The organism is Micromonospora inyonensis (assembly GCF_900091415.1).
Taxonomy (GTDB): domain Bacteria; phylum Actinomycetota; class Actinomycetes; order Mycobacteriales; family Micromonosporaceae; genus Micromonospora; species Micromonospora inyonensis.
In genome coordinates this window covers 1,337,263-1,361,032 of sequence record NZ_FMHU01000002.1, presented here as the reverse complement: position 1 = coordinate 1,361,032, position 23,770 = coordinate 1,337,263, and the positions used below count along the sequence as shown (strand labels likewise).

General features: G+C 71.8%; 7 protein-coding genes and 2 pseudogenes. 5 read left to right on the top strand and 4 right to left on the bottom strand.

The annotated features are described in order from the left end of the window. The first annotated feature begins 362 nt into the window (after positions 1-362). Both GA0074694_RS31875 and GA0074694_RS20735 read left to right on the top strand, forming a co-directional pair. Entirely contained in the window at positions 363-2,213 is a 1,851-nt protein-coding gene (locus GA0074694_RS31875) for a hypothetical protein (protein ID WP_176738045.1), read from the top strand. An 84-nt stretch (positions 2,214-2,297) separates the two neighbouring features. After that, positions 2,298-3,332, top strand: a complete 1,035-nt coding sequence (locus tag GA0074694_RS20735; RefSeq protein ID WP_091460936.1) for an extracellular catalytic domain type 1 short-chain-length polyhydroxyalkanoate depolymerase — start codon at positions 2,298-2,300, stop codon at positions 3,330-3,332. 270 nt (positions 3,333-3,602) lie between these two features. Here the strand turns inward: GA0074694_RS20735 and GA0074694_RS31870 are convergent, their stop codons facing one another. After that, positions 3,603-3,773, bottom strand: a complete 171-nt coding sequence (locus GA0074694_RS31870; protein ID WP_176738044.1) for a hypothetical protein — start codon at positions 3,771-3,773, stop codon at positions 3,603-3,605. Positions 3,774-3,820: 47 nt separating this feature from the next. Between GA0074694_RS31870 and GA0074694_RS34280 the strand changes: the two are divergent. After that, positions 3,821-4,120: pseudogene (locus GA0074694_RS34280) on the top strand (phosphotransferase); the annotation flags it as partial. Between the two features lie 102 nt (positions 4,121-4,222). Here the strand turns inward: GA0074694_RS34280 and GA0074694_RS20725 are convergent. After that, positions 4,223-4,936: pseudogene (locus tag GA0074694_RS20725) on the bottom strand (peptidase dimerization domain-containing protein); the annotation flags it as partial. A gap of 645 nt (positions 4,937-5,581) precedes the next feature. Here GA0074694_RS20725 and GA0074694_RS20720 point away from each other — a divergent pair. Next, on the top strand, positions 5,582-15,184 hold the full coding sequence (locus GA0074694_RS20720; protein ID WP_091460931.1) for a hypothetical protein: 9,603 nt from the start codon (positions 5,582-5,584) through the stop codon (positions 15,182-15,184). A 151-nt stretch (positions 15,185-15,335) separates the two neighbouring features. Here the strand turns inward: GA0074694_RS20720 and GA0074694_RS20715 are convergent, their stop codons facing one another. Together GA0074694_RS20715 and GA0074694_RS20710 are read right to left on the bottom strand one after the other, a co-directional pair. Beyond that, positions 15,336-16,523: a DUF4153 domain-containing protein gene (locus tag GA0074694_RS20715; protein WP_091460929.1), complete on the bottom strand. Its 1,188-nt coding sequence runs from the start codon at positions 16,521-16,523 to the stop codon at positions 15,336-15,338. Between the two features lie 109 nt (positions 16,524-16,632). Beyond that, positions 16,633-22,422 (bottom strand): WD40 domain-containing protein, encoded by a 5,790-nt coding sequence (locus GA0074694_RS20710; RefSeq protein WP_091460927.1) that lies wholly within the window; start codon positions 22,420-22,422, stop codon positions 16,633-16,635. A 104-nt stretch (positions 22,423-22,526) separates the two neighbouring features. Here GA0074694_RS20710 and GA0074694_RS20705 point away from each other — a divergent pair, with 104 nt between their 5' ends. Further along, positions 22,527-23,759 (top strand): ArsB/NhaD family transporter, encoded by a 1,233-nt coding sequence (locus GA0074694_RS20705; protein WP_091460924.1) that lies wholly within the window; start codon positions 22,527-22,529, stop codon positions 23,757-23,759. Positions 23,760-23,770: the final 11 nt, after the last annotated feature.

Genomic DNA, 23,770 nt, shown 5'->3' with positions numbered 1-23,770 from the left:
GGCCCGTCGTCCGTGTGTCACCGCAGCGATGTTCGGCCACCCCACGTCACCGCCGCGTCACGACCCGAGCACGCAAAGTGCCTCACCTTCCGGCTCACTCCAGACCCGTTCGCGGTGGCCGTGCCAGCTACGCCACCGCGGGGCCTTCATTCGAAATAGGTAGTTCTCTAGCGTTCTGTACGGTTCGTTTGTTTTTGTCTGATAAAACCGAGTTCGAGCTCACATTCACGTCGACCTGGAGGCATCGAGGAAATCGAAGTTGGTCTGGTGCCCGTCCAGCGGGTTCCATTCCCGTCACCCGCCCACACCCGAAATCCTGGCAACAACCGCTCGACGCATCGCCACCCGACGAAAGGACCTCTATGGACAGGGCCCAGATCCTTGCCCGGTCTCTGCTTCCCGCCGCCATCATGGCGACCCTGCCGCTGCTCGTCACCGTGCCGGCGGCCGCCCAGCACCGCCTCAGTACGGATCCGGTCGGACGCACACGCGAGTTCGCGGATCAGCCACCCCTGGCGGACGTGCCGGCGGCACCGGCGCCCCCCGGACCGGAACTGCTGGCCAAAGCCACACCGGACGAGTGCTTCGCCGGCATCGGCGAGCCGTATCCGCCCGGACCGCCGTGCAGAGTCGGCGTACCGAAGGTGAACCAGTCGTACGTGTGGGGCCTGACCAAGTCGGGCGACCAGCTCTGGTTCGGGACGGCTCCCAACGTCCACTGCCTCACCCTGGGGAAGGGCCTCAAGCAGACGAAGCCGGTCCAGAACGACGACTACGTGTGCGAGTACGGCGAGAGTCAGCTGCGAAAGCTCAACCCGTTCCTGCCGGCGGGAGGGGGAGACTGGCGGCCACCGGACGTGTTCCTCTACGACACGCGGACGCGGCAGCTCACCGACAAGGGGGGCGACATCGGCAGGGCGTCCCCGATGGACAGGATGCGGCGGAACTCGACGATCGGGATCCGCGCCGCCGGCTCCCACCAGGGTGTCGTACTGCTCGGGGGACCGGCTCTCGGCGGCATCAACCTCTTCGCCTTCGACAGCGAGTCGGGCCGGTACCTCGGATCGACGACCCTCTCCGAATACGGCAACATCCGGAACTTCGTGGTCGCCGACGGTGTCCTCTACGCCGGTGTGGGCGTAGGGCTCGACGGTCTGGGCGGGGGTGCGGTGCTGCGCTGGACCGGCAGCAAGGACGATCCGTTCCGGTTCGGGGTGGTCGGTGATCTGCCGGGACAGGTCGCGGACATCACCGCGCACCAGGGACGGATCGCCCTCATCACCTGGCCCAGCGCTGGCACCCAGGGCCGGGTCCCCGGCGTGTGGCTGAGCCCGCCTCTCGCGGACGGAGAGCCGGGACTCACCCCCGCCGACGCCGACGGCTGGAGCCGGCTGTGGGACGCGGGCCAGTACGAGCCGGACCCCGTCGTGGCCGAGACGTACGGCCTGGGCGGGCTCGCCTCGTACGGCGGTCACCTCTACTGGGGGACGATGCACGTGCCGCTGAAGGCCACGCAGGCGCACGCCAGGCGCTACACGCCGGCGGGTGGCAAGCCGGATCCCGTCGCGGTGCCGAACACGCAGCGCACGGCGAGCCTCTTCCGGGCCGGCGGCTTCGATCCCGACTGTGAATGTGAGGACAACACGTCGGTCGAGCTTCTCTACGGCCAGTCGAAGCTGCCGGCATTCGATCCGGCGGCGAACGACGGGGCGGGCGAGTGGCGGCTGACCCCGACCGGGTACACGCCCAGGTTCGGCGCGGCGGGATTCGGCAACGGCTACAACAACTACATCTGGAAGATGGTGGTGGCCGGAGGCTCGCTGTACGTCGGCACCATGGACTGGAGCTACCTGGGCAGGGAATCTGGTGGCGGGATCACCGCCGCGCTCGGCACCGCCGACGCCTCGTCGTACGGCGCCGACCTGTGGGCGTTCGACAACCCGAACCAACCTGCCAGGCCGGTGGACACCACCGGACTCGGCAACTATCTCAACTACGGCATCCGCACCATGGTCGCCGACGATTCGAGCATCTACCTCGGCATGGCGAACCCCATGAATCTGCGGACCGACGAGCAGGATGATGTCCCGGAGGGCGGTTGGGAGCTGATCCGGCTACCCGTCGCCGCCCTCGACCCCTCCACTGCCGGGACGGGGCGTCCGTTCCCGCCCGGAGGTGACGCCAGCGAGGCAGCGGCGACCGGCGGAAAGTGACGAGCCCGTTCGGGCGCGGGCCGGTCGGTGTTCTGCACCGACCGGCCCGCGCCGCTGAGGACGGGCACCGCGAGGGGAGAGTTCATGAATCGGCGAACCACGAGGACGGCGACCGTCACACGTACCGCGTCAGCGGTGGTGGTGGCGGTCGGAGTCGTCCTCACCGTGCTGATCGGCTGCGACGTGACGCGTCCGCCGCGGCGGGAGGCCGCCGTACCGACCGCACCACCCGGGTCCACACCGACCGCGGCCGGCCCCCGGAGCCCGGTTGCCGGTGGATCGTCCGCCCACCGGATCACGGTGGCCGGCAGGGAACGCACGTTCCGGCTGTACCGGCCGGCCAAGCTGTCGCCGTCTGCGCCGGCACCGTTGGTGGTGATGCTGCACGGCGCCCTTGGCAACGGTCGCCAGGCGGAGATGGCGTACGGGTGGAACGCCGCGGCGGAACGTGAGGGGTTCGTGGTCGCGTACCCGGATGGCCTCCAGCGATCCTGGGCGGTGAGCGCCCACTGCTGCGGGCAGCCGGCCCACGACGGCGTCGACGACGTGGCGTTCGTCGTCGCCACGGTGGCCGACATCTCCGCCAGGCTGTCGATCGATCCGAACCGGACCTATGCCGCCGGGATATCCAACGGCGGGATGCTCGCCTACCGGCTGGCCTGCGAGACCACCACCTTCGCCGCGATCGGGGTGGTGGCGGGAACGCTGCTCGGGCCATGCCCGTCGCCGGCACCGATCTCCCTGGTCCACATCCATGGCACCGCCGACGACGTGGTCCCGTACGACGGTCGGCCAGGGAAGCTGGACAACGGCGGGGCCGGGCGGCGCCCGGTGAAGATCGACGGCGGACCTGTCGCCGACCAGGTCGACCGGTGGCGGAAGGTCGCGCGATGTGCCGCTCCGCAGGCGCGTACCGCTGGAGCCGTCACCACGTCGGCCGCCCGCTGTCCGGACGGGCGCGACGTCGAGCTGATCACCATCGCCGACGCGGGGCACCAGTGGCCGGGCGCGTCGCCGGCGATGGTGGAACGCCTGCTCGGGATGGACCCGCCGTCATCGGCGCTGGCGGCTACCGAAACGATCTGGCGCTTCTTCGCGGCTCACCCGCGCAACAGCTGAACTCCCTGCCTCGACCGGTACCCGGGACACGGCCTCGATGCCCCTGCGAATCGGTGTCCGAGGGGGACACGAACTACTCCCCCACCACCGATCACAATCGGCGCGACTCTGAAACTCACGCGAATCTAACTTCCATGTTAGATCCTCCCAGCCGGGGACTCCTCGGTCGCCTGGCTCGGTATGACTTGCTCCCCCTGCCGTAGGGATGTTCGGGAGTGTTGTCGCCGGGTCGGGTCGGAACCTGTCAAGTCAAGTGAGACGTTTTCGTGGTCAGGTGTTCTGTAGTTCGGTGGGTTGAGTTGCTGGTTTGTTGATCCACACGGTGGTCGGTAGGGCTGGTGGTCGGGGTCGGCGGGTGAAGCGGTCGGGGTGGGCCCGCCAGGCGGCGTCGAGGGTGGCCTGCCGCTGGTCGTGCACGTCGCTGGCGGTGTCGTAGTGCACGGAGGCGGGGGTGTGCAGGCCGATCCCGGCGTGGTGGTTGAGTCGGCCTGGAGCGCGGTGCTGGTGTTGCCACCAGCCCGTCTCTCCAGGCCGCTCGCCGAACCCGCCGTGCGCCTCTCAACGCAACGGGCTCTCGGGAGGCCGACGCCCTGTCCCTGCTCACGCGGACCAGCGTGCCGGCTCCTGAACTGGTGGCGGTCGATCCGACCGCCACGCATTGCGAGTATCCGTCGCTCCTGATGACGCATCTGGCAGGCCGGACCATCCTCCACGACGAGGGCGTGGAGACGCGCGTTCTCCTGTTGGCCCGTCAGCTCGTGGCGATCCACGCGGTGCGACCCACCGAGCGGCCCCGAAAGTACTGTGCTCCGGGGTCACGACGGCACGTCGAGACGGGTGCCGAGGGCGGCGAGGGCGGCGCGCACCCCGGCGGGGATCGCGTACTCGGGTTACGGGGCGAAGTACGGCGTGTGGTTCGACGGCATGTCGCCGGGTTCCCGGCCGGGACGGTAGGCACCGAACATCCAGAAGACGAGCGGCACGCCGATCGCGTCGGCGAGCCAACCCACGTCCTCGCTGCCGGTCGCCCGCAGATCGCGCGCGACGTTGTCCGGCCCGAAGACGGCATCGAGGACCGCCGCCACCTCCCCGGCCTGCTCCGGCGCGTTGAAGCACCGGGGGAAACGGCTGATCTCCTCGATGTTCGGCTCGGGCGCGCCGCTCGCGCTCGCCTCGGCGACGATCATGCGCCGGACGGCGGAGAGTACGGTCTCCCGCGCCCGTGCATCCGGCGTGCGGATGTTGAGCGAGAGGATCGCCTCGTCCGGAATGACGTTCTCCTTGGTACCGGCATGGAAGGTGCCGACGGTGAGCACGACCGGAGACCCGGGTTCCACCCGCCGGGAGACGACGGTCTGCAGGCGGGTGACGAGGTGGGCACCGAGCACGATCGGGTCGATGGACTCGTGCGGACGGGCCCCGTGTGCGCCGCGTCCGCGCAGTCGCACACGCCACGAGTCGCCGAGGTTCATGACGTTCCCGACGCCGATCCGCACCCGGTCGCTCGGCAGGGACGTCACGTGCTGCGCCAGCACCGCCTCGGGACGCGGGGCCTTCTCCCACAGCCCGTCGTCGACCATGGCCGCCGCCCCCACGGCCGTCTCCTCCGCCGACCAGGTCCATGGCCGGTCCGAAGCGGTCGCCGAACAGCGGCTCGTCCCGCCGGGAGCCTTCGCGCGCGGGCGGCGCGGACCGGGTGAACGCGCCCGTGAGCAGCCCGTTCGCGGGAGGTGAGTAGGCGTGCAGGGACAGCCCCGTCGACGCGCACAGCGGCAGGATGTCGTCGCGCACCTCGCGGGCGAGGAGGCTGTACCTGCGCTGGCTCAAGCATCTGCCGGCGGGCCGCGCAGCACCACCGGGCCGAAGACGTCCTGCAGCGCCGTCCGCGTCATCTTGCACCGTGATGCGAACCGATCACCGAATTGGAGTGGGCTCGCTCACGTGGAGATCCAACAACGCGACCACCTCGGCGGAGCCCCTCGAAAGTACGAGCATGCCGTCTGAGCTGCCCGGATAGGGCGTCCGGCAGGCACAAATCCTGCCGAGCCCCAGGCTGCTGGTGCTTCGCTCATCGCCGGCCCTCCTCGCGGCATCGCTTGCTGACACCCCGTCAAATATCCTAGCTTCCAGATGGGGATTGTGGGTTACTGAGCGGCCGGGCGACGGCCGGCATGGCTGATTCGCGCCGGGTATCTCCGATCCCGGGGCGGGAGGGGGCGTTGGCGATGGCGGAGGCCGCGGTTCCTTCCGTGGGGCTCAGTGAGGCGTCGAAGCAGGCCCTGGAGGCGTTCACCGGGATGCGGTTGCACCGGTCGAATCTGCTGCGGTTGGCGTATGACCTGAACGCGTTGGAGGTGTTGGCGGATCGGGTGCGGACCGTGTTGGTTCCGGAGCTGGCCCAGGTGATCAAGGTGGTTGGGGCGGCGGGAGAGGGCGAGGTCTTCGACCGGTTCGTGGCGCAGACGGCCCCGTTCGTGGAGTTGTTGGACGGGGTCGCCGACGTGAAGGTCAACCTGGCTCAGGCGATGCGGGGCTTCCTGAACCAGATGGAGCTGACGGATCGTCAGGCGCTGGTCATGTTCATCTTCATGATGACGGAGTTGGCGGTCGCGTTCGCGATGGCGTTCTTCCTGCCGGTGGAGGCGGCGGCGCACATCGTGAAGACCCGGACGATCATCCAGACGATCCTGCGGTCGTCGATGGTGCGGGCGGCGGCGAGCAGCACGGCGATTCAGATGTTGTTCATGCCGGGGTCGTCGTTGTTGGCGCAGATCAGCATGCTGGCTGATGGTCTGGTGCCGGGGGTCGACTGGGCGCAGGTCGGTAAGCAGGCGTTGTACGGGTTGGCGGTGGCGGGTGTGACCACGGCGGCCGGGCCGGCGTTGGGCCGGTTCGCGGGGGTCGTGGGTGGTGGTCTGGCGAAGTTCGGGGTGTCGGATACCACGCGTGACCTGTTGACCCGTTTGTGGATGGTGCCGGTGTCGGAGGTCGGCCTGGAGGTGGTCGGCGATATCGCCGCCAGCTACATGGTCGACGGGACCTACGACCCCGGCGGTCTCGGTATGGCCGTGATTTCCGGGGCGTTGTCGGGGTCGGGTGAGCTGGGCGCGTCCGGGGCCGGGGCCGCTGCGCGTCGCGTGGCTGTCGGTTTGGGGTTCAATCCGACCCGGCCCCGGTGGAACATGCCCGCCGGTCCCGGTTTCACCGCCGACGGCAGGCCGGTCGCGCCGGTGCCGCCGCCCAGCCCGGTCACTGCGGACCCGTCCGCCTATCAGCCGGAGGTCGGCGATCCGGCGGGTGCGGGCTCCAGCGGTCAGGCCCCGGTGCCCGTCCCGCCGGTGCCGGCACCGGCGCTGTCACCACCGGCACCGTCGCTGTCGCCACCGGCACCTGCGGCGCCTGAACCGATGCCCGTGCCGTCGTGGTCGGCGCCGGACCTGCCCGCGCCGTCGTGGTCGGCCCCGGACCTGCCCGCGCCGTCGTGGCCGGCCCCGGACCTGCCCGCGCCGTCGTGGCCGGCCCCGGACCTGCCCGCGCCGTCGTGGCCGGCCCCGGACCTGCCCGCGCCGGCTGCGCCGACGGTGCCGGTGGTACCGGTGCCGGAGTGGGTCGCGGTCGCTGGTGCGCCGGTGGTGGAGCAGTGGCAGCGGTTCCAGCGGGAACTGGTGGACCACTACGGTGGGCTCCTGGCCGGGACGGGGCAGGCGCGGCAGTTCCTGGCCGCGCTTCCCGTGCCGGTCGAGCAGGTCTTCACCGAGTGGGCCGACGCTCGGCAGAACGACCCGACCGTTCCCGCTTTCCTGTTCCGGATCGGCCTACCCGCCACCGCGCTCACCGAGCAGTACCTGTTCGGGGTCCGGGACCAGGCCGTCGCCCGCATCACCGAAGCCCTCGCGGGGCAGATCCCGGCGGGCGGGCAGATCCCGGCGGTGGTACGGCCGGAGCAGGTCGTCGCCGCGTTGCCGGCGGAGTTCGACCGGCAGGCGTTGCGCTCGGCCGTGCATCTGGCCGCCCAGCACCACATCGACCAGTACCTCACCACCGCCACACCGACGCCCGTCACCCTGCAAGGCGGACTGGTCCTGCCCGGGGCCGTTCAGGTGCCGGGGGCCCCTGGCCTGCCGGGCGGTGCTGGCGTGCCGGGCGGTGCTGCCCTGCCGGCGGTCGTCGGTACGCCGGGGACCCCGGGCGTGCCGGGTGGCGCGGGCGTGCCGGGGGCCGCCGGGGCGGCGGCGGTGCCGTCGGACGCCGTGCGCGCCGCGGTCGCGCGTGACGTGCGGACCCACGTGGACCGGAGCCTCGACGCGATCCTCGGCACCAACCCACTACCCACCGCACCACTCACCATGCCGTCCACCGTGCCGTCGGCCGTGCCGTCGGCCGTGCCGTCGGCCGTGCCGTCGGCTGCGGTGGCCGGTCCGGACGCCGCGCAGGTCAACGCCGTGGCGGACGTGGTCCGCCAGGTGGTCACCGACCTACCCGCCCGCTTCACGGCCGCGGTCATCCCCGACACCACCCCACCGGAGGCCACCCCAGCCGGCACGGACACCCCGGCACACGGGCGCACCGACGTGCCGACGGTGCCGGTGACCCCGGAGCAGCACACCGCAGCAGCGACCAGCCTGGCGGAATCCCAGTTCACCGCCCTGGCGAAGGAGTACGGCGTCGAGCCGGCCAACCACGACACCCTCGCCGGATCCTTCCGACAGGACTGGGTCGACGGATACCACCAGGTACTCGCCCAGGCCACCGCCACCCCCGGCACGCCGGCCATGCCCGGGACGTCAACCACGTCCAGCACGCCGGGTGTGCCGGCCACGTCCGCCACGCCGGGCGCGCCGGGCACGCCGGATGCGGCCGGCGTCCACGGTACGGTGCCGGGTGGTGTCGTCCCCCGCACCGACGGCACGCCGGACCACCACGACGCCAGCGACCAGACGTCGGTCACTGAACTCTCCGTCCCCAGCGACGGCATCTTCAGCCGCGACAGCAGCTTCAACGACACCATGACGGTCAGTGACCTCTCCTCGCAGGACGATCTGGCCAACCGCGACGAGATCATGACGGTCAGCGATCTCTCCTCGATGGACGAGCCGATCAGCCGCGACCCGGTCAAACGCGACGTCATCGACGGGGATTCGGTCAGTGGCGTCTCGTCCCTCGACGAGTCGGACAATGGTGAGGCGGCCAAGCGCGAATTCAGGGACACGGACCCGTTCAGGGACGCCTCCTCGCGGGACGGGTTGATCAGCGGCGGCCCGGTCGGGCGCGATGTCGGCGGCAGGGATTCGTTCAGCAACGTGTCCTCGCTGGACGAGCCGGTCGGTGGCGACCCGGGCGGACGCCGCGAGCCGGCCAACACGGCACCGGAGCCGGCGGTCGCGGCAACCGGGCAGCCCGTCGCGGCAATGGGGCAGCCCGTCGAGGCGGCCGAGTCCGCGCGGCGGGTCGCCGACTGGATCGAGCAGACCCCGGTGGGCCCCGACAACAGCCGCGACCCGTGGTGGTGGTGCGTGCAGGCCACCCTCGACGCCTACACCACCGCCTACGGACGGCCCGGCAACCGGGCGGTCCTCGACGACCGGAACATGGGACCCGACGGCCGACTCGCACCCACCACGACCTGGCGGCAACTCCTGGACATCCTCGACGCGACACCCGAGCGCGTCGCCCACCCCGACGGAGTCACCCCGGAGGACGTGCTCGCCGCGCTGCGGGCGGCACCGGGCTCGATGGTCGTGGTCAGGGCCGCACCACCCAACGAGCCACAACACGTCTTCGCCCTCCACAGCCAGCCACAACCATCCGGACCACCGACGATCAAGGTGCGCGACGGCCTGGTGCCCGGCGCCGAGGACCGACCCGAACCGACCGACCCGCTACGCGACCCCTGGCTCCGGCACCTGTTCGCCTCGAGCACCCGGCTCGCCGCGTTCGACAGCACCGGGCGACCCACCACGATCGCCGACATCCTTCCCGACCCCACCACCGCGCACCCGCAGCCGACCACCACGACCAGCATCGACCCCAACGCCATCCTGCTCGCCTCCACCACCCCGCCACGCGGCCCATCCCAAGCCATGCGGACCGACACCAGCCCCACCGACCCCAGCGACCCGGCCGACTCCCCCAGGCAGCCATCCGACCCAGCGGAGAACGACGACCCGTCTGGCCCTGATCCGGCGTTTCCTGACCGGGGTGTGCGGAGTCCGAATCTGGCCGGCGTGGACGGGACGCCGGTTCGGAACAGGCCAGAGGTCGAACGGCTGAACCAGGAACTGCCCGGCATCCGAAACACGGCCGATACCGTCGAAAGGGACCTCCTCGAAGCGCGGGACGAACTGTCCTCGGCGCTGGACGCCCTGGCGGAACAGGCCGATCCCCACGCGGCCATGCCCCCGGTACCCGCACCGCAGGCACCTTCCACCGGTGACGAAGCGCAGGCGGCGGAGCGGATTGGGCAGGAGGACGCGGCGCGGGAGGCTGCCGAGCAGCTCACGGCCCAGCGGGCCGGCGAGCGGGAGGTGGCCCGCACGGTACTGGACCGCAAGGAAGACCCGCAGGAGCAGACCGGTCAGCAGGCTCCGGCACTGGCCTCCGGTGGTGTGCGCACGGAGCACCCCCAGTGGGTGGTTGACGATCTGGTGCGACAGGAGACGGAGTCACCACTGAAAGCTGCGCGGCCGATCGAACCGCAGCCTGTCGTCCCGCAGATCGACACGTCCGCACAGGTGCCAGCACCCGACCCTGCGCCCGGGGGCATGACCGAGGCGGTACGGCGATACGGGTCACAGCTGGACGGGACGCAGGGACTCGAGCACGTCACGCCTGTGCCGGAGAGCGTTGTCGAGTGGCTGCGTGAGCACGTGAAGGCGGCGGCGGGCGCTCGGGGAACGCAAGCCGCCTTCGGCACTCGGCTCGATCGGCGGCTTACCGCGACGTACCTGTCGGCGGAGTGGCCACGGGTGCGTAGCGAATCGGGACTACCGCTGTCGATTTCCGCCGATGGCGGGCAACAGATCTGGCTGCGGGTGGTGCTACGCGACGCGACAGCCGCGGATCCCGGTATCGAGCAACTACGCGACGGCCCGCCGGTCTCGTTCCAGCGCTGGGCGTGCGGCGGATGGGAGGTGGCCGAGACCGCGACCGCCTCCGATCTTCGATCTATGAATCTCCCTCTCTCGTACTCGCACCGATGGCCGATCGAGAACCACGGTCAGTTGCGGCGGGCGGTGCTGACGGTGCAGCCCAGTGTCACGTACAACCAGATGTCGACCTCGGTGACCGTCACCGGCGGAGTGCAGGCGCTGACGATACTGCGCAGTCGTGAGCATTCCTGGCCGTACACGTATCGGATGCATTGGCAGATCCGCGTGGGTGACGATGTGAGCCGCCCGTGGAGCGGCCTGACCCCGCCAGCCGAACGGCTGACGGTGTGGTTTCCGAAGCATGTCGTGGAGATCCCACCCGCGAACACGGAGCAGCTCCGGCCGGCGCGGCTGGACACACTGCGCAACGACGTGCCCTTGTTCGGGGTGCAGTCGGTGCCGAACGCCGACCGGATCCTCAGCGACGTCATGGCGTCGTTCCGGCCGCACCTCAGGGCGTTGTCGGAGGCGTCGAGACGTGGCCTGCAGGAGTTCTTCGGCGAATACAGCCTGCGCGCCAACATCCCGTTGATGTGGGCGGGAAGCCATCCTTCGCCGCTGTTGTTCAGAGAAGACGGTTCGGTGATCGGCTACCTGCGGGTGCGGGCGAGCCTGCACGCGCGGGAAGTCGCCGGCCCCGCGACGCGGGATGCCGTGCTGGAGTCGCACGTGCTGCGAATCCTGCGTGTCGAAGGCTCCACCGAGGTCACCAACGCCGTCGGCGTCGACGGCTCCGTGAGCTTCGGCATGTCGACTGTGCCCGCCGATCCTGTCACGGGGATCGAGCCGACCGGTGGAACTGTCCGGGGGCAACTCGGTGCGCGGCATCAGGTATCGCACACGCTGAGGTCAGGCGGTGGCGCGCGTACCTCGCACTCGTTACGGACGAGATCGCCGCTCATTCCGCAAACCGTCGATGTCATCTTCGCGGTGGAACTCGTCCAGGCGGACGGTGCTGCGGTCCGCCCCGATCCGTCGACCCCCCTGGGGTGGTCCGGCGCGCCGCACCGGGCGATTCTGCGCGTGCCGTCGGCGGACACCGTCACGAAGCCGACCACGCCGCGTCACCTCCCGCCGGAGATCGCGCAGATGCGTTCGCTCGGCGTCTCCACCACACCGCTGCGGGTCACGGGTGCCGAGCCGCTGTTCGCGTCGGCCGAGACCTGGCTGAGAGAGCAGGGCTTCCTGCCACCGGCCGGCGACCCGTCCCTGACGGACAAACTGACTGACGAGGCGACCCGGATCCAGCGCTTGGAAAACGTTCGCAAACTTGATCTGGCACGGTCCGGTGTGGGGCTGCGCGGCGCCGTGGACGAAATGATCGAGGGCGGTTATCTGATCGTGTTCGAACTGCCGGTCAGCGGTGAGATCCACCGGGTCGAACTACGCCTGTCCGCGGAGCGCCGCTTCACCGACGAGCCCGAGGGAGGAGCCAGCCACCATCTGTTCCTGCCCGACATCCAGACGAGGAACTGGACCGGTTCGAATCGTCCAGCCAGCGAGCAGCGATCCCGGTCTCCGTTCGGGTGGAACGCAGGCGTTGTGGGTTCGTACTCCAATCCACTCGATCGCAACGATGACGACAGGCCGCTGCAGAGCATCTCCGGCGGAGCCAACCGCGCCTCCCACCCTGCCACGATCACGGAAAGCAGCATCGGCTTCGGTCAGGAGCTGTACGCGCTCAGCCCGAGCGCCGACGGGTCGCACACCTTCGAGGTGCCGGTGGTGCTACGAATGGAGATGTCGTGGAGCTACGGTCATACGCCCGAGCCGAGCAGCGTCGACGGGACGTTCGCGTTGGCGGTGCCCACATACCGCACTCTCGCACGCCCGGTGGAGATCAGTCCGTACCAGATGCCCGCACCTCGTGCGGTCACCGACCAGGATCGAGCCAGCCTGAACCAACCGGGCGGTGATGCGGTCTACCGGAACGGAGTGCTGCGCCTGCCGGAGTTGGCGCTTGTGGACCGGGTGGAGGGCAGCCAACCGATCCGTGCGGTGGTCCGCGACCTCATCGGGGCCGTACGCCGCACCGCTGCGGCTGCAGAACAGTCCGCCGCTTCGAGCACTGCCATGCCCAGCACCCTCGCGGTGGACGATGCGGCCTTGCCGCCGCAGGTCGCGGGTGACATCGAGATGCAGACTACGGAGTCGCCGCCGGACTCCGCCGAGACCGACTCCGGTCAGGCGCGCACGCGTCCTGGACCGGCGCGGGAGGATCGACTGCCAGCCATGCCCGGCGCCTTCCCTCCGGACGAGGCGACCGGGCCGGTGGAGGCGCGGGAGAACGAGCCGGTCGCCGACGACCAGACGGCCGCGCCTTCGGGCCATGCAGGTCGTGCGCCGCTGTGGTTCGGCGGAATGGTGGCGGGTGCATGGACGTGGGCGAAGCGACGGGTTTTCGGGGAGTCGTTGAGCCTTCCGGAGAGCATGGGCCAGGAGGTGGCACACGCTGCGGTGTCGCCCCACCATCTGGCAGCCAACGCCCTGCAGGTCTTCAACAACCAGTACGCGTCCGAGAACATCGGCGAGCACGGCATGGTGTGGGGTACCGACGTATCGGTGACGGTCGAGGGCTATCTCATCGACGTCGAGGCCCTGCCCCCGCCAGGAACCATCGACATGGAAAGCTGGCTGCAGTCCTCTGACGGGTCGTCGCAGTCGGCAGAGAGTAGCGTCCGGTACGAAGTGCCGACGACATTGACCGGCACCTACGGCAGTGACACGCAGTTCGTTCCGTCAGGGACGTACACCTACGGCACCGTCGAGGACGCCCGCACGACGTTCAGCGACAACACGACGGCGTTCCGGGTGACGACCGAGAACGACGTCTCGATGTTCCGCTTCAAGGCCAAGGCGATCTACATCATCACCGTAACGAAAGGCAGCCGCAACGTGGTGGCCGGGACCCTTTCCGGCAGCCCGTTCTTCGAGAAACAGCTCGCGGTGGAACTGCCCGAGGCCGTGGAGTTCCTCCTCACCGAGAACGACCTGTTCACCAATCCGGAGTTGCGGCGAATCCCCGGGCTCCCGCAGGCCGGCCCCGAGAGCCCTGCCGAACCCGCCGACCGGATGCTTCCCCACTGGTTCGTTCGTAGCGGCGGGGAGCTCGGCTTCGGCGTGGCCACCGCAGTGATACCTCGGGGTTCGCGTTCGCAGTTCCGCGACGGTATCCGTGCCCTCGTCGAGGCGCAGGCGCCGGGGGTGACCCGTCCCGGCCATTCGGCCTACCTGCCTGGCGCCTTGTCGCGGATCGCCGACCACAGCGCCCCGCTCGCTCTGCGCACACTCATCAACGCTGGCCCCGCGGGCCGCGCATCCTTCCACTTCGTGCACCGGTCGTGGCTCGGGCCACGACTGGTGGAGGTGGAGCTCAGTGCCAAGCCCGCACAGACTGCCGCCCAGCTCGCGGGACTGCGCGGCCGGAGAACCTCCGCCACCGCAGGGCTGGACACCGTCCTGGCCCACTCGTCCGGTGAAGGCGGATCCCTGCGGATCGCCGGCGCGAGCAGACAAAGCGTCACCCGCGCCACCGGCAACAAGCTGGCCTTCTCGCCGGTGGCCAAGCAGGAAGACCACCAGTCGCAATCGCCCCTCGCGATCGCGACACAGCACAGCCGTACGAACGCCGCGTCGTCGCTACGGGAGTACCGCACCTGGCAACGGACCCGCTCCACCACCCAGTTCGACCGGGTCCCCTACACGCTCGGCGTGACCGTACGATCGATGCCGTTGAACGACGCACTCATCGTCGCCGTGGGCCGGGCCGCGATCGACGGGCTCCTCGTCGTGGGTCGGCTGGTCCGGCTGGCCTGGCGGGGCCTGCCGAGGGTGAGCGCGGTCGGCGAGTCGTCCCGGACCTTCCCGGCCCTGGTCACGTTGCGTTTCGGCGAGGCAGAGACACCTCAGGACCCGCCCGCCGAAGAGGGGCGTGTCCAGCCGGCGATGTTCACGTCCGACCCGACACTTGTCGTACTTTCCACCGACGCGGTCGCCGTCGACATGGAGGTCCCGGCGGCCGTTCGTGCACGGATGACCGGTGCGCCGTGGCGGCCTAGCCGAGCGTTCTCCGTGTACGACTTCGATGCCGTGGCACAACTCGCCGAAGCGATCCGGACCGTCGACCCCTCCCTTGCCGGCAACGATCAGTTGCACAATTCCCGCTCCACGGAGGGGATCTTTGTCCGGCTGGCCCAGCTTGCCCGCTCAGGCAGGGTCACCATGTTGGAGCCGGCCGCGGTGGGCCGACTGCTGGGCCGCGCCGGCGCCCCGGGTGTGTCGCTCCAGTTCTCGCTGTACGCGACAGAGCCCACGAGCACCAGTCGGAACGTGGCCATCGACGCCGTCTACGCCAACACCGACACCTTCACCACGACCGTCAACTCGTCAGTGACCCCGACGTTCGGATTCAGCCACACCAGCCCGTTCACTCGTGACGGCAACAACTACGGCGGACCCACGGTGCCGCTCGGCGGGGTCGAGGCGGCTCAGGATCAGAGCGCGGGCGGCTACGGGCAGCGGCGCGAGATCATCCGGTTCGGTACCCCCCTCGAATCGGCTGACGGTGACGGCACGCCGGGACATCAGCTCACCGCGGTCGCCGTGATCCGGGTTGCCGGACCTGACGGGATCCGTTGGGTCGTCGGCAACATCGAGATACGCACCACGGAAGCCCCGCCCGCTGGGCATCCGGCGAGGCGGTAGCCCCTGACCCGCCTGGCGTCCGGGCCGTCTACCGGACGGACGGTCGGCGGCGGGGCCCGCGTCCGAGCGAGGCCGGACAGGGGGTCCCGTCGCGTGTGGTCGCCGGGTTCCGGTCCGTCGGGGGCCGCCACCGTCTGGTCAGCAGGCCGTGTCACGGGGCGAGCGGCGGCGACCAGGGGCCGACCACGCGACGGAGCAACCCCGGGTCGGCCGGGGACCGGAAGTGGGCGCGTACCCAGGGCAGTCCCCGGAACGCCGCGGTCGGCGCGGCCACCAGACTGAACAGGATCGACCGGATGCGCCGACCCCCGACCACGCCGAGCGCCGCGCAGCCCAGCGCGACCAGGACGCAGAACGTCACCAGCCACCAGGCGTTGCGGAACGCCGGCACCGCCAGCAGCGCCAACGCCGCCCCCGCCCAGCCGGCCCGAACCCACCGCTCGCTGCGCGGCAGCTCGGCCACCGCCCGCCGGACCGCGAACACCACCGCCACGGTCACCGCCAGCCAGCCGAGGAACCACCCGATCCCGGTGCGGCTCAGCGGCACGAAGAACGCCAGCCCGAGCGCGCCGACACCGACGGCGGCAGGCACCGCCCGCCCACGGGCCGGCTTCGGTCCGGGCCAGTACCGCTGGAGGAACGACGGTCCGGGCGGCTTCGGCCGGTAGAAGCCACCGGCCAACCCCGGGTACGTCGGAACACCCGGCCGGCCGCCGACGGCGACGAGGTGCACCGGAGGACCGAACGTCCGAGCGGGCGGCGTGCTGCCGGAGGTGGTGGGTGCCGTGGCGGGCGGCGGAGGGCCGCCAGGGCCGGACGCGGTGGCCGCCCGGGTGCCCGCGGGCGCCGGGGCACCAAGGAGCGCGGCGACCGGTGCCGCCGGGGCCGACGCTGCCGAGGATCCGCCGGACGCGCTCGCCGGAGCACCGGCGGGTGGCGTGTCCACCGTCGACGTCGGCCCTGGCCGCGCCGCGCCGGCCGGGGCCGGGCCCGACGCGGTCGTACCCGCTGTCGGCGGTGTGGTGCTGGCGGCCGGAGTGGCGGCCGGACCGCTCGTGGTGGGCTTCGGCACCGGCGGCCCGCTCGTGGTCGCCCCGGCGGCGGCCGAGGGGTCCGTGGTCACCGGCCCGGAGCCGGCCACCGGCACCAGGGGGATGAACACGGCGTACCCGCGGGTGCCGGGCGGAAGGTCGACCGGGATCGCCCACGCGGGCTGGCCCTCCGGCCAGGGAACGGCACCGGGGACTTCCGCGTTCGCCAGCATGGCCAGTAGGTACGGCGGCATGGTGCCGCCGCCGGAGTCCTCGGGGGACGGTCGGGGCGCCGGTGGCTGCGTCACGGCACTCTCCTCGTTAGGGGTGGGGCACACTGTACGGCCCGCCCCACCCGCCCATCGCCCCACCGTCGGGGAGCCGACCACCCGATGGTGGCCAGCTCACGGCCGGTCCTCAGAACGGGGCGTCCACCGACAGGCGGCGCACCTGCGTCAGGTACGGGTCCAACTCCCCCACCTCGAACCGGCAGGTGCCGATGACGTGCCAGAACTGACCGCCTGGATCACCGTCCAGCTTGTACCGCCCGTCCGGGCTGACCGCGGCCCAGCCGTCGGGCAGGCCGATCAGGGTGGTGCGCAACTGGGCGTGCTCCGGGTCCGCGACGTCCCACAGTCGGACGGTGCCGTCGTCACCGGCGCTGGCGAGCAGGCTGCTGTCCGGGCTGAACGCCACCGACCAGACCCGCCGGGTGTGCGCGGCGAGGGTACCGTGCAGCCGGCCGGTGCCCGGATCCCACAGCCGGATGATCAGGTCGTCGCCGGCGGTGGCGAGCAGCGCGCCGTTCGGGCTGAACGCACAGGACCAGAGCCGGCCGGTGTGCTCGGTGAGCACCGTGCGTCGCTCACCGGTGAGCGCGTCCCACACCACGGCGGTGCCGTCGTTGCTGGCGCTGGCGAGCAGGGTGCCCTCGCTGTTGAAGCACACCGCGTACACCCGGTCGGTGTGCTGCTCCAGGGTACGGCGACAGGTCGCGGTGGCCGCGTCCCAGAGCCGGACGAGCTGGTCGTCGCAGCCGGTGGCGATGGTCTCGCCGTCCGGGCTGAACGCCACCGCCCGGACCCGGCCGCGGTGCGGGGCGAGGGTGGCGAAGTGCCGGCCGGTACGCCGGTACCACAGTCGGACCGTGTCGTCGTCGTTTGCGGTGGCCATCGCGTCGCCGTCCGGGCTGAACGCAGCCGCCCAGACATGGTCGGTGTCCACGTTCAGTTCGCGTTCGTCGACCCCGGTGTCGGTGTTCCACAGGTGCACCCCGCCGTCGCCGCTCGGTGCGGCGACCAACGGTTCACCCGGGCAGAACACGGCGGAGAGCAGCCGGTCGGCCGGACTGGCGAGCTGCCGGACCAGCCGCCCGGTGCGCGGCTCCCACAGCCGTACCACGCCGTCGTTGCCGCAGGCGGCCAGCACCTCGCCGTCGTCCCGGAAGGACAGCGAGGTGACCCGCCGCCCGTGTCCACGCAGGGTGTGCTGAAGCTGCCCGGTCCGCGCGTCCCAGAGCCGGGTGGTGCCGTCGTTGCTGCTGGTCGCCACCTGGTTCTGGTCCGGCCGCCAGACCACCGGCCAGACCGAGCCGCGGTGCCGGGTCAGCTCGTGCCGGAGCTGGCCGTCCGCGGTGCCCCAGAGCTGGATCGCGCCGTCACTGGCGGCCGTGGCGAGCACGGTGCCGTCGGCGTTGAACCGGACGCTGTAGATCGCCCCGCGCTGCCGGCCCAGCACCCGGACCGGGCGGCCGGTCTCCACGTCCCACAGTCGTAGCGCGCCATGGGTGTCGCCGGTGGCCATCAACCCGCCGTCGGGGTGCACGTCGAGGGCGTACACGTCGGCCTCGTGGCCGCGCGGCTGGCGCAGCAGATCCCCGTCGGTGGCCCGGCGGATCCACACCCGGCCGTGCTGGCCGACGGCGACCAGCAACCGGCCGTCCGGGGTGTGCACCACCCGGTAGACCACCTCCGGTTCCCGCACCTCGAAGACGAGGTCACCCGAGGCGATGTCCCAGCCCCGGACCACGCCGGCGCTGTCCACCACCACGACCCGCCGGCCGTCCGGGCTGAACGAGGTGCCCCAGATGGGCGCGGCGTGCCCCGGCCAGACCTGGCGCAGCCGGGCGGTGCGGGTGTCGTAGAGCCGGACCACGCCGGCCGCGTCGCCCACCACCAGCCGGCCCCGCGCGCCATCGGTGAGCAGCGGCCACACCCAGCCGGCGAAGACGTCCTCGATCACGTGCCGCACGTCCCCGTGGTCGGCGTCCCACAGCCGTACGGTGAGGTCGGCAGCGCCGGTGACCAGGTGGTGCGCGGCGGCGTCGAAGCGGACCGCGTACACCCGGCCCCGGTGCCCCTGGAGGGTCCGCACCGGCAGGCCGGTGGCCGTGTCGCAGATCAGCACACCCCCGTCGTCGCTGCCCACGGCGAGTACCGCGCCGTCCGGGCTGTACGCCGCCGGCACCGGCAGCCGGCCAACCTCGAAGCCGTACGAGACGCCGACGGCGGGCGGCGCCAGGCCCGGTGTCACCGGACGGCCCGGGGCGACCACCGCGCCACGCAGCTCCGGCGCGCGCAGCAGCGCCGCGTCGGCGTTCACGTCGATCAGCGCGGCCCGGCGCCAGCTGCTGCCGGCGACCCGCGCGTCGCGCAGGTCGGTCCGGAACAGTCGGGCCCCGGCCAGTTCGGCCTCGCGCAGGTCGGCCCCGGCGAGGCGGGCCTGGTCCAGGCGGGCGCCGCGTAACCGGGCGTGTGCCAGCCGGGCCCCGGTCAGGTTGGTGGCGACCAGGCGGGTGTCGGTCAGGTCCGCACCGGTCAGATCCGCCTCGGCCAGTTCCCGGTGCGACAGGTCCTCACCACGCAGCACCGCGCCACGCAGGTCGGCCCGGTCCGGCAGCCGCAGCCGGGCGCTGAGCCGCAAGGCGTTGGCCCGGACCGTCTCGCCGGCCGTCTCGTCGCCGAGTACCTGCGCCGTCCAGGCGGTGCAGCGGGCCGGGTCGGCGAGGTCGCCGAGGAACTCCACGGCCAGCGCCGAGAGCGGGCGCGTCGCCAGGGCCGACGGCTCCTCACCCTGGTTGAGCTGCGCGGCGATCCCCGCGGCTACCAGCCACTCCATCACGGAGGCGTGGATGAAGCCGAACAGGCCGTCGTCGGTGCGGACCAGTAGGCTGCCCGCACCCACCGCGTGCGTCGCCTGCGGTCCGGAGAGCCGGGACTCCGCCAGCCCGGCCAGCTGCCCGGCGGTCTCGGCCAGCTCGGCCAGGCGCAGGTGCGACTCCCCGCTCTCCCAGAGCTGGAACGCCAACCGGCTCACCGCCTGCCACAGCTCGGGGCGGCGCAGGCTGACCGGTACGCCCGGCACCCCCTGGGTACGCCGCTCCTCGAAGTCCAGCCAGGACTCCAGGATCTCCCGGTAGAGCGCGGCCGCGCTGAACGTGCCGCCCGCACCGGACACGGCGGCCAGCCGTCCCTCGTCGAGGTTGGCGATGAAGCCCAGCATGCGCGGGTTGCGGGAGAGGCCGAGCAGGTCCTTGACCCCGCCGAGCAGGTCCATCCGCTCCCGGGCGGCCCGCTCGTCACCGCCGTAGCGGTGCCGCAGGAACGCCTCGATCTGCCCGGGGGTGAAGTCCTCGATGGCCAGCACCCGCCGGTGCGGCAGCATGCCCACCCGCTCGCCGAGGGCGGTGAGCACCTGCGAGTTGGTCTTGAAGTGCTGGGTGCGGCTGCTCACCACGATCTTGGCGTTGCCCTCGGCCGCCTGGAGCAACGTCTCCAGGTGGTCCGCCGCCCGGTCGTAGGTGACCCGGGCCACCAACTCGTCGAAGCCGTCGAAGAGCAGCACGATCCGCCCCTGCCGGAGCATGTAGCGGAACGCCTTGAGGTCGATCACCTGCTCGCCGTGGTTGGCCAGGTGCGCGGCGACCAGCCCGTCGACCGAGTGTGCCTTGTCCAGCGCACGCAGCTCCACCAGGATCGGGATCAGGTCGGGGGCGGCGGTCGGCAGCCGGCGGGCCACCTCGCGCAACGCGAACGTCTTGCCCCGGCCGAAGTCGCCGAGCACCAGCACGAACCGGCCGTCCGTCGCGGAGGCCAGCCCGAGCAGCTCGTCCACCACGTCCTCGCGGACCTGCTGGTCGGCGCCGACCAGGTGGCGGTAGCGCTGCGGCACGTACTGGCCGGGCGGGTAGAGCCGGTCGGCCTGTAGCCGGGCGGTCTGCGTGGCGACGTACTCGCGCAGGTCGAGCAGCCCTTGGAACTCGGTCAGGTGCAGCACCCGTACGCCGCGCCGCTGCGCCTGGTCGGCCAGCCCACGCGGGACCCGGTCGCCGTCGTAGACCAGCTCGGACGGGATGTCCGGGTCGGTGGCGTGCACCCGCCGGGCGAAGTGGTCGAGGTCGGGGGCGGTCGGGGTGCCGACGTACGCCCCGACCCGCTGCTGCCGGACCACCCCGTCGGCGCGGTAGGTGACGAACAGGTGTGGCGGTTCGGCCGGCACCCGGCGGACCAGCACCCGGTCGTGCCGCGCCTCGCAGACCTCGGCCAGCCGGTCGAGCAGTCGGTCCAGCGGCGCCGCCGGGACCACGGCCGGCGGGGTGGCCGGCGCGTCCTGGGTGGGCCCCTCGACGGCGGTGGGCTGCCGCGGGTCGGGCACCTGGGCCGGCCCGGCAGCCCCGAACGTCGCCTCCGTCCGCGGCCAGCTCACCACCGTCGGCTCGCCCACCTCGTGCCGGTCGTCGCGGCCGAGCACCCAGCGGGTCATCCCGTCGGCGGCGAGCCGGAGCACCTGCGCCCGGCCGTCACGGGACGCGGTGGCCAGCGGCACCACCGGGTCGACCCGGGCGCCGGTCGGCGCGGCGTCGGAGAACAGCAGGTTGAGCATCGGCCCGAGCAGGCGGTTGAACGATCCCCGGTCGCGCAGCGTCACCCCGTCCGGGACCGCCACCTCGTCGGCGTACGGGGTGCGCGGGCCGGGCACGTGCGCCATCGCGCCCAGCCGCAGCCAGCCGGACTGCTGGTAGTGACGCAACCGCTGGGCGAACCAGGTGGACTGGGCCTCACCGACGAAGCCGTACCGGTCCTCCTCGCGGTGGGTGACGGCGACGGTGGAGTTCAACCCGGCCACCACCACCCGCAGGTCCGGCACCGGGAACAGCGTCCAGGGTTGCTCGCTGTCGAAGATCCGGTACTCGAGACCCTGGTAGAGGTCGTCGAAGAGCCGCGCGTAGTGCCGCCACTTCGGCCAGTACGGCGGCTGCGGGTCGACGTCGTCCGCCTCGCAGGTGGCGAAGTACGCGCGGCTCGCGGCCATGGTCACGTCGCGCGGGCCGGGCACCACGACCAGACGGTGCGGCTCCAACCCGAGCAGCACCCGCAGCCCGGTGAGGAAACTCAGCGCGTCGGAGAACTCGCGGGGGCTGCCGGACTCGGTCAGGTTGCCCGCCACCACCAGCAGGTCGGGTCGGGGAACGCCGTCGTTCATCAGCAGGGTGAGGTCACCCATCAGGTGTTCCTGGAGCTCTCCGGGGGTGACCGGGGCGCCCGGCTCGATCACGCCCCGACCGAACCGTGGTCCGGCCACCTGGAGCACGGTCAGCGCCGTCCGCGCGGTCGGCACGGCCACCGAGGCGGGCGGGAACGGTGGCGGGTTGATCGGCGTACGGCGGGACCGGCGCGGCGCGGGCGGACCGACGACGGGCGCGGAGAGCACCCCGGTCGGGTCGGCGGGATGGTGCGGGAAGGCAGGTTGCCGGGCGGGCTTCGCGCGACCGTCGAGCGCTTCCCGGATCCGGTCCAGCACCCGGGAACGTGCCTGCGCGGGGTCGGTGACCCCGACCAGGTCGACGTACGTGATGGTGGCGAGCAGGCCGTCGATCGGACAGTCCTCCACCCGGACGGTGACCAGCTTGTTGCCGGTGCCGTCCGGGTCGGCGCGCAGCGCCGCCTGCCACTCGAGCTTGCCGTACGTGGAGTGCAGGTAGCGTTCGGACAGGACGGCCACCACGACCGCGGCCTCCCGGACCCCCCGGTCCATGAAGTCGATGAAGTTGGTGCCGGCCACGAAGTCCCACGCCTGGAGCATGGTGCGGTAGCCGGCGGCCTCGAACTCCCACGCCAGCCAGGTCGCCCAGCGTTCGTCGGCGGGCGAGTAGCTGATGAAGAAGTCGATCGGGCGGTCGGACCGGGTCGGTTGCGTGCCTACAGCCACCTGGCCATTATGGCCACCCACCGTCAACGCGTCGCCCCCCTGGGAGGTCGACCCGTCGCGTCCGGCCCGCTCGGGCGAGAGGCCGTGTGCGAGGATCGTGCCTTGTGGAGACCACCGGCGAGCCACCGTCGGCCGCACCGGACCGATCCCGCTGGGACCGGCTGCACGTACTCGACTGGGTCGCGATCGGGCTGCTCGCCGGCGGCGTCCTCTGCGTTCTCACCGGTCTCCTCCCCGGCGCGGACGCCGAGGCCACCGTACGCCGGATCCTGCCGATCCTGGCCTTCCTCGGCACCGTGGTGGTGCTGGCCGAGCTGACCGCGGTGGCCGGGGTCTTCGACGCGCTCGCCGCCCGGATGGCGATCACCGCCCGGGGCAACTTCGGCGCGCTGTTCTGGCTCTGCGTCGGGTTCGCCTCGGTGACCACGATCGCGCTCAACCTGGACACCACCGCCGTCCTGCTCACCCCGGTGATGATCGCCCTGGCCCGCAAGCTGGGCGTGCCGCCGATCCCGCTGGCGATGACCACGGTCTGGCTGGCCAACACGGCGAGCCTGCTGCTGCCCGTGTCCAACCTGACCAACATCCTGGCCAGCGACCGGATCGGGCTGGCCCCGGTGCCGTGGGCGGCCCGGATGTGGTGGCCGCAACTGGTCGCCATCGCGATCACCATGCTGCTGCTCTGGTGGTGGTACTGGCGGCCGGCGCGGGCCGGCGCCGACCCGTTCGTGCCACCGCCGCCGCACGTGCCGCCCGACCCCGTGCTCTATCGCACCGCGCTCGTGGCCTGCCTGCTCTTCGTCGCCGGGATCCTCGCCGGGGTCGAGATCGGGATCGTCTCCGGGGTGGCCGCCGCGATCCTGGTCGCCGGGTTCGCGGTCCGCGCCCGGGGCAGCCTGAGACTCCAGCTGGTCCCCTGGCGGCTGCTGGTCTTCGTCATCGGGCTGTTCCTGGTGGTGCAGACCATCGGCCGGCACGGGCTGGACACCGTGATGGGCACGTTGATCGGCAGCGACCCGGGAACCGAGGGCGCACTGCGGGCCGGCGCCGTCGGCGCGCTCTTCGCCAACGCGGTCAACAACCTGCCCGCGTACGTGGCCGGGGAGGCGGTCATCGCCCCCGACCACCACACCCAACTGCTGGCCCTGCTGGTGGGCACCAACGTCGGCCCGCTCGCCACCCCGTGGGCGTCGCTGGCCACGCTGATCTGGTACGAGCGCTGCCGGGCCGCCGGGGTCACGGTCCCGTTGGGCCGCTTCCTGGCCACCAGCGCGGTCCTCGCCGCCCTGTGCACCGTCGCCACCGTCACCGCCCTGCTGGTCGCCCCGTCAGCCTGACCGGCCGGTGT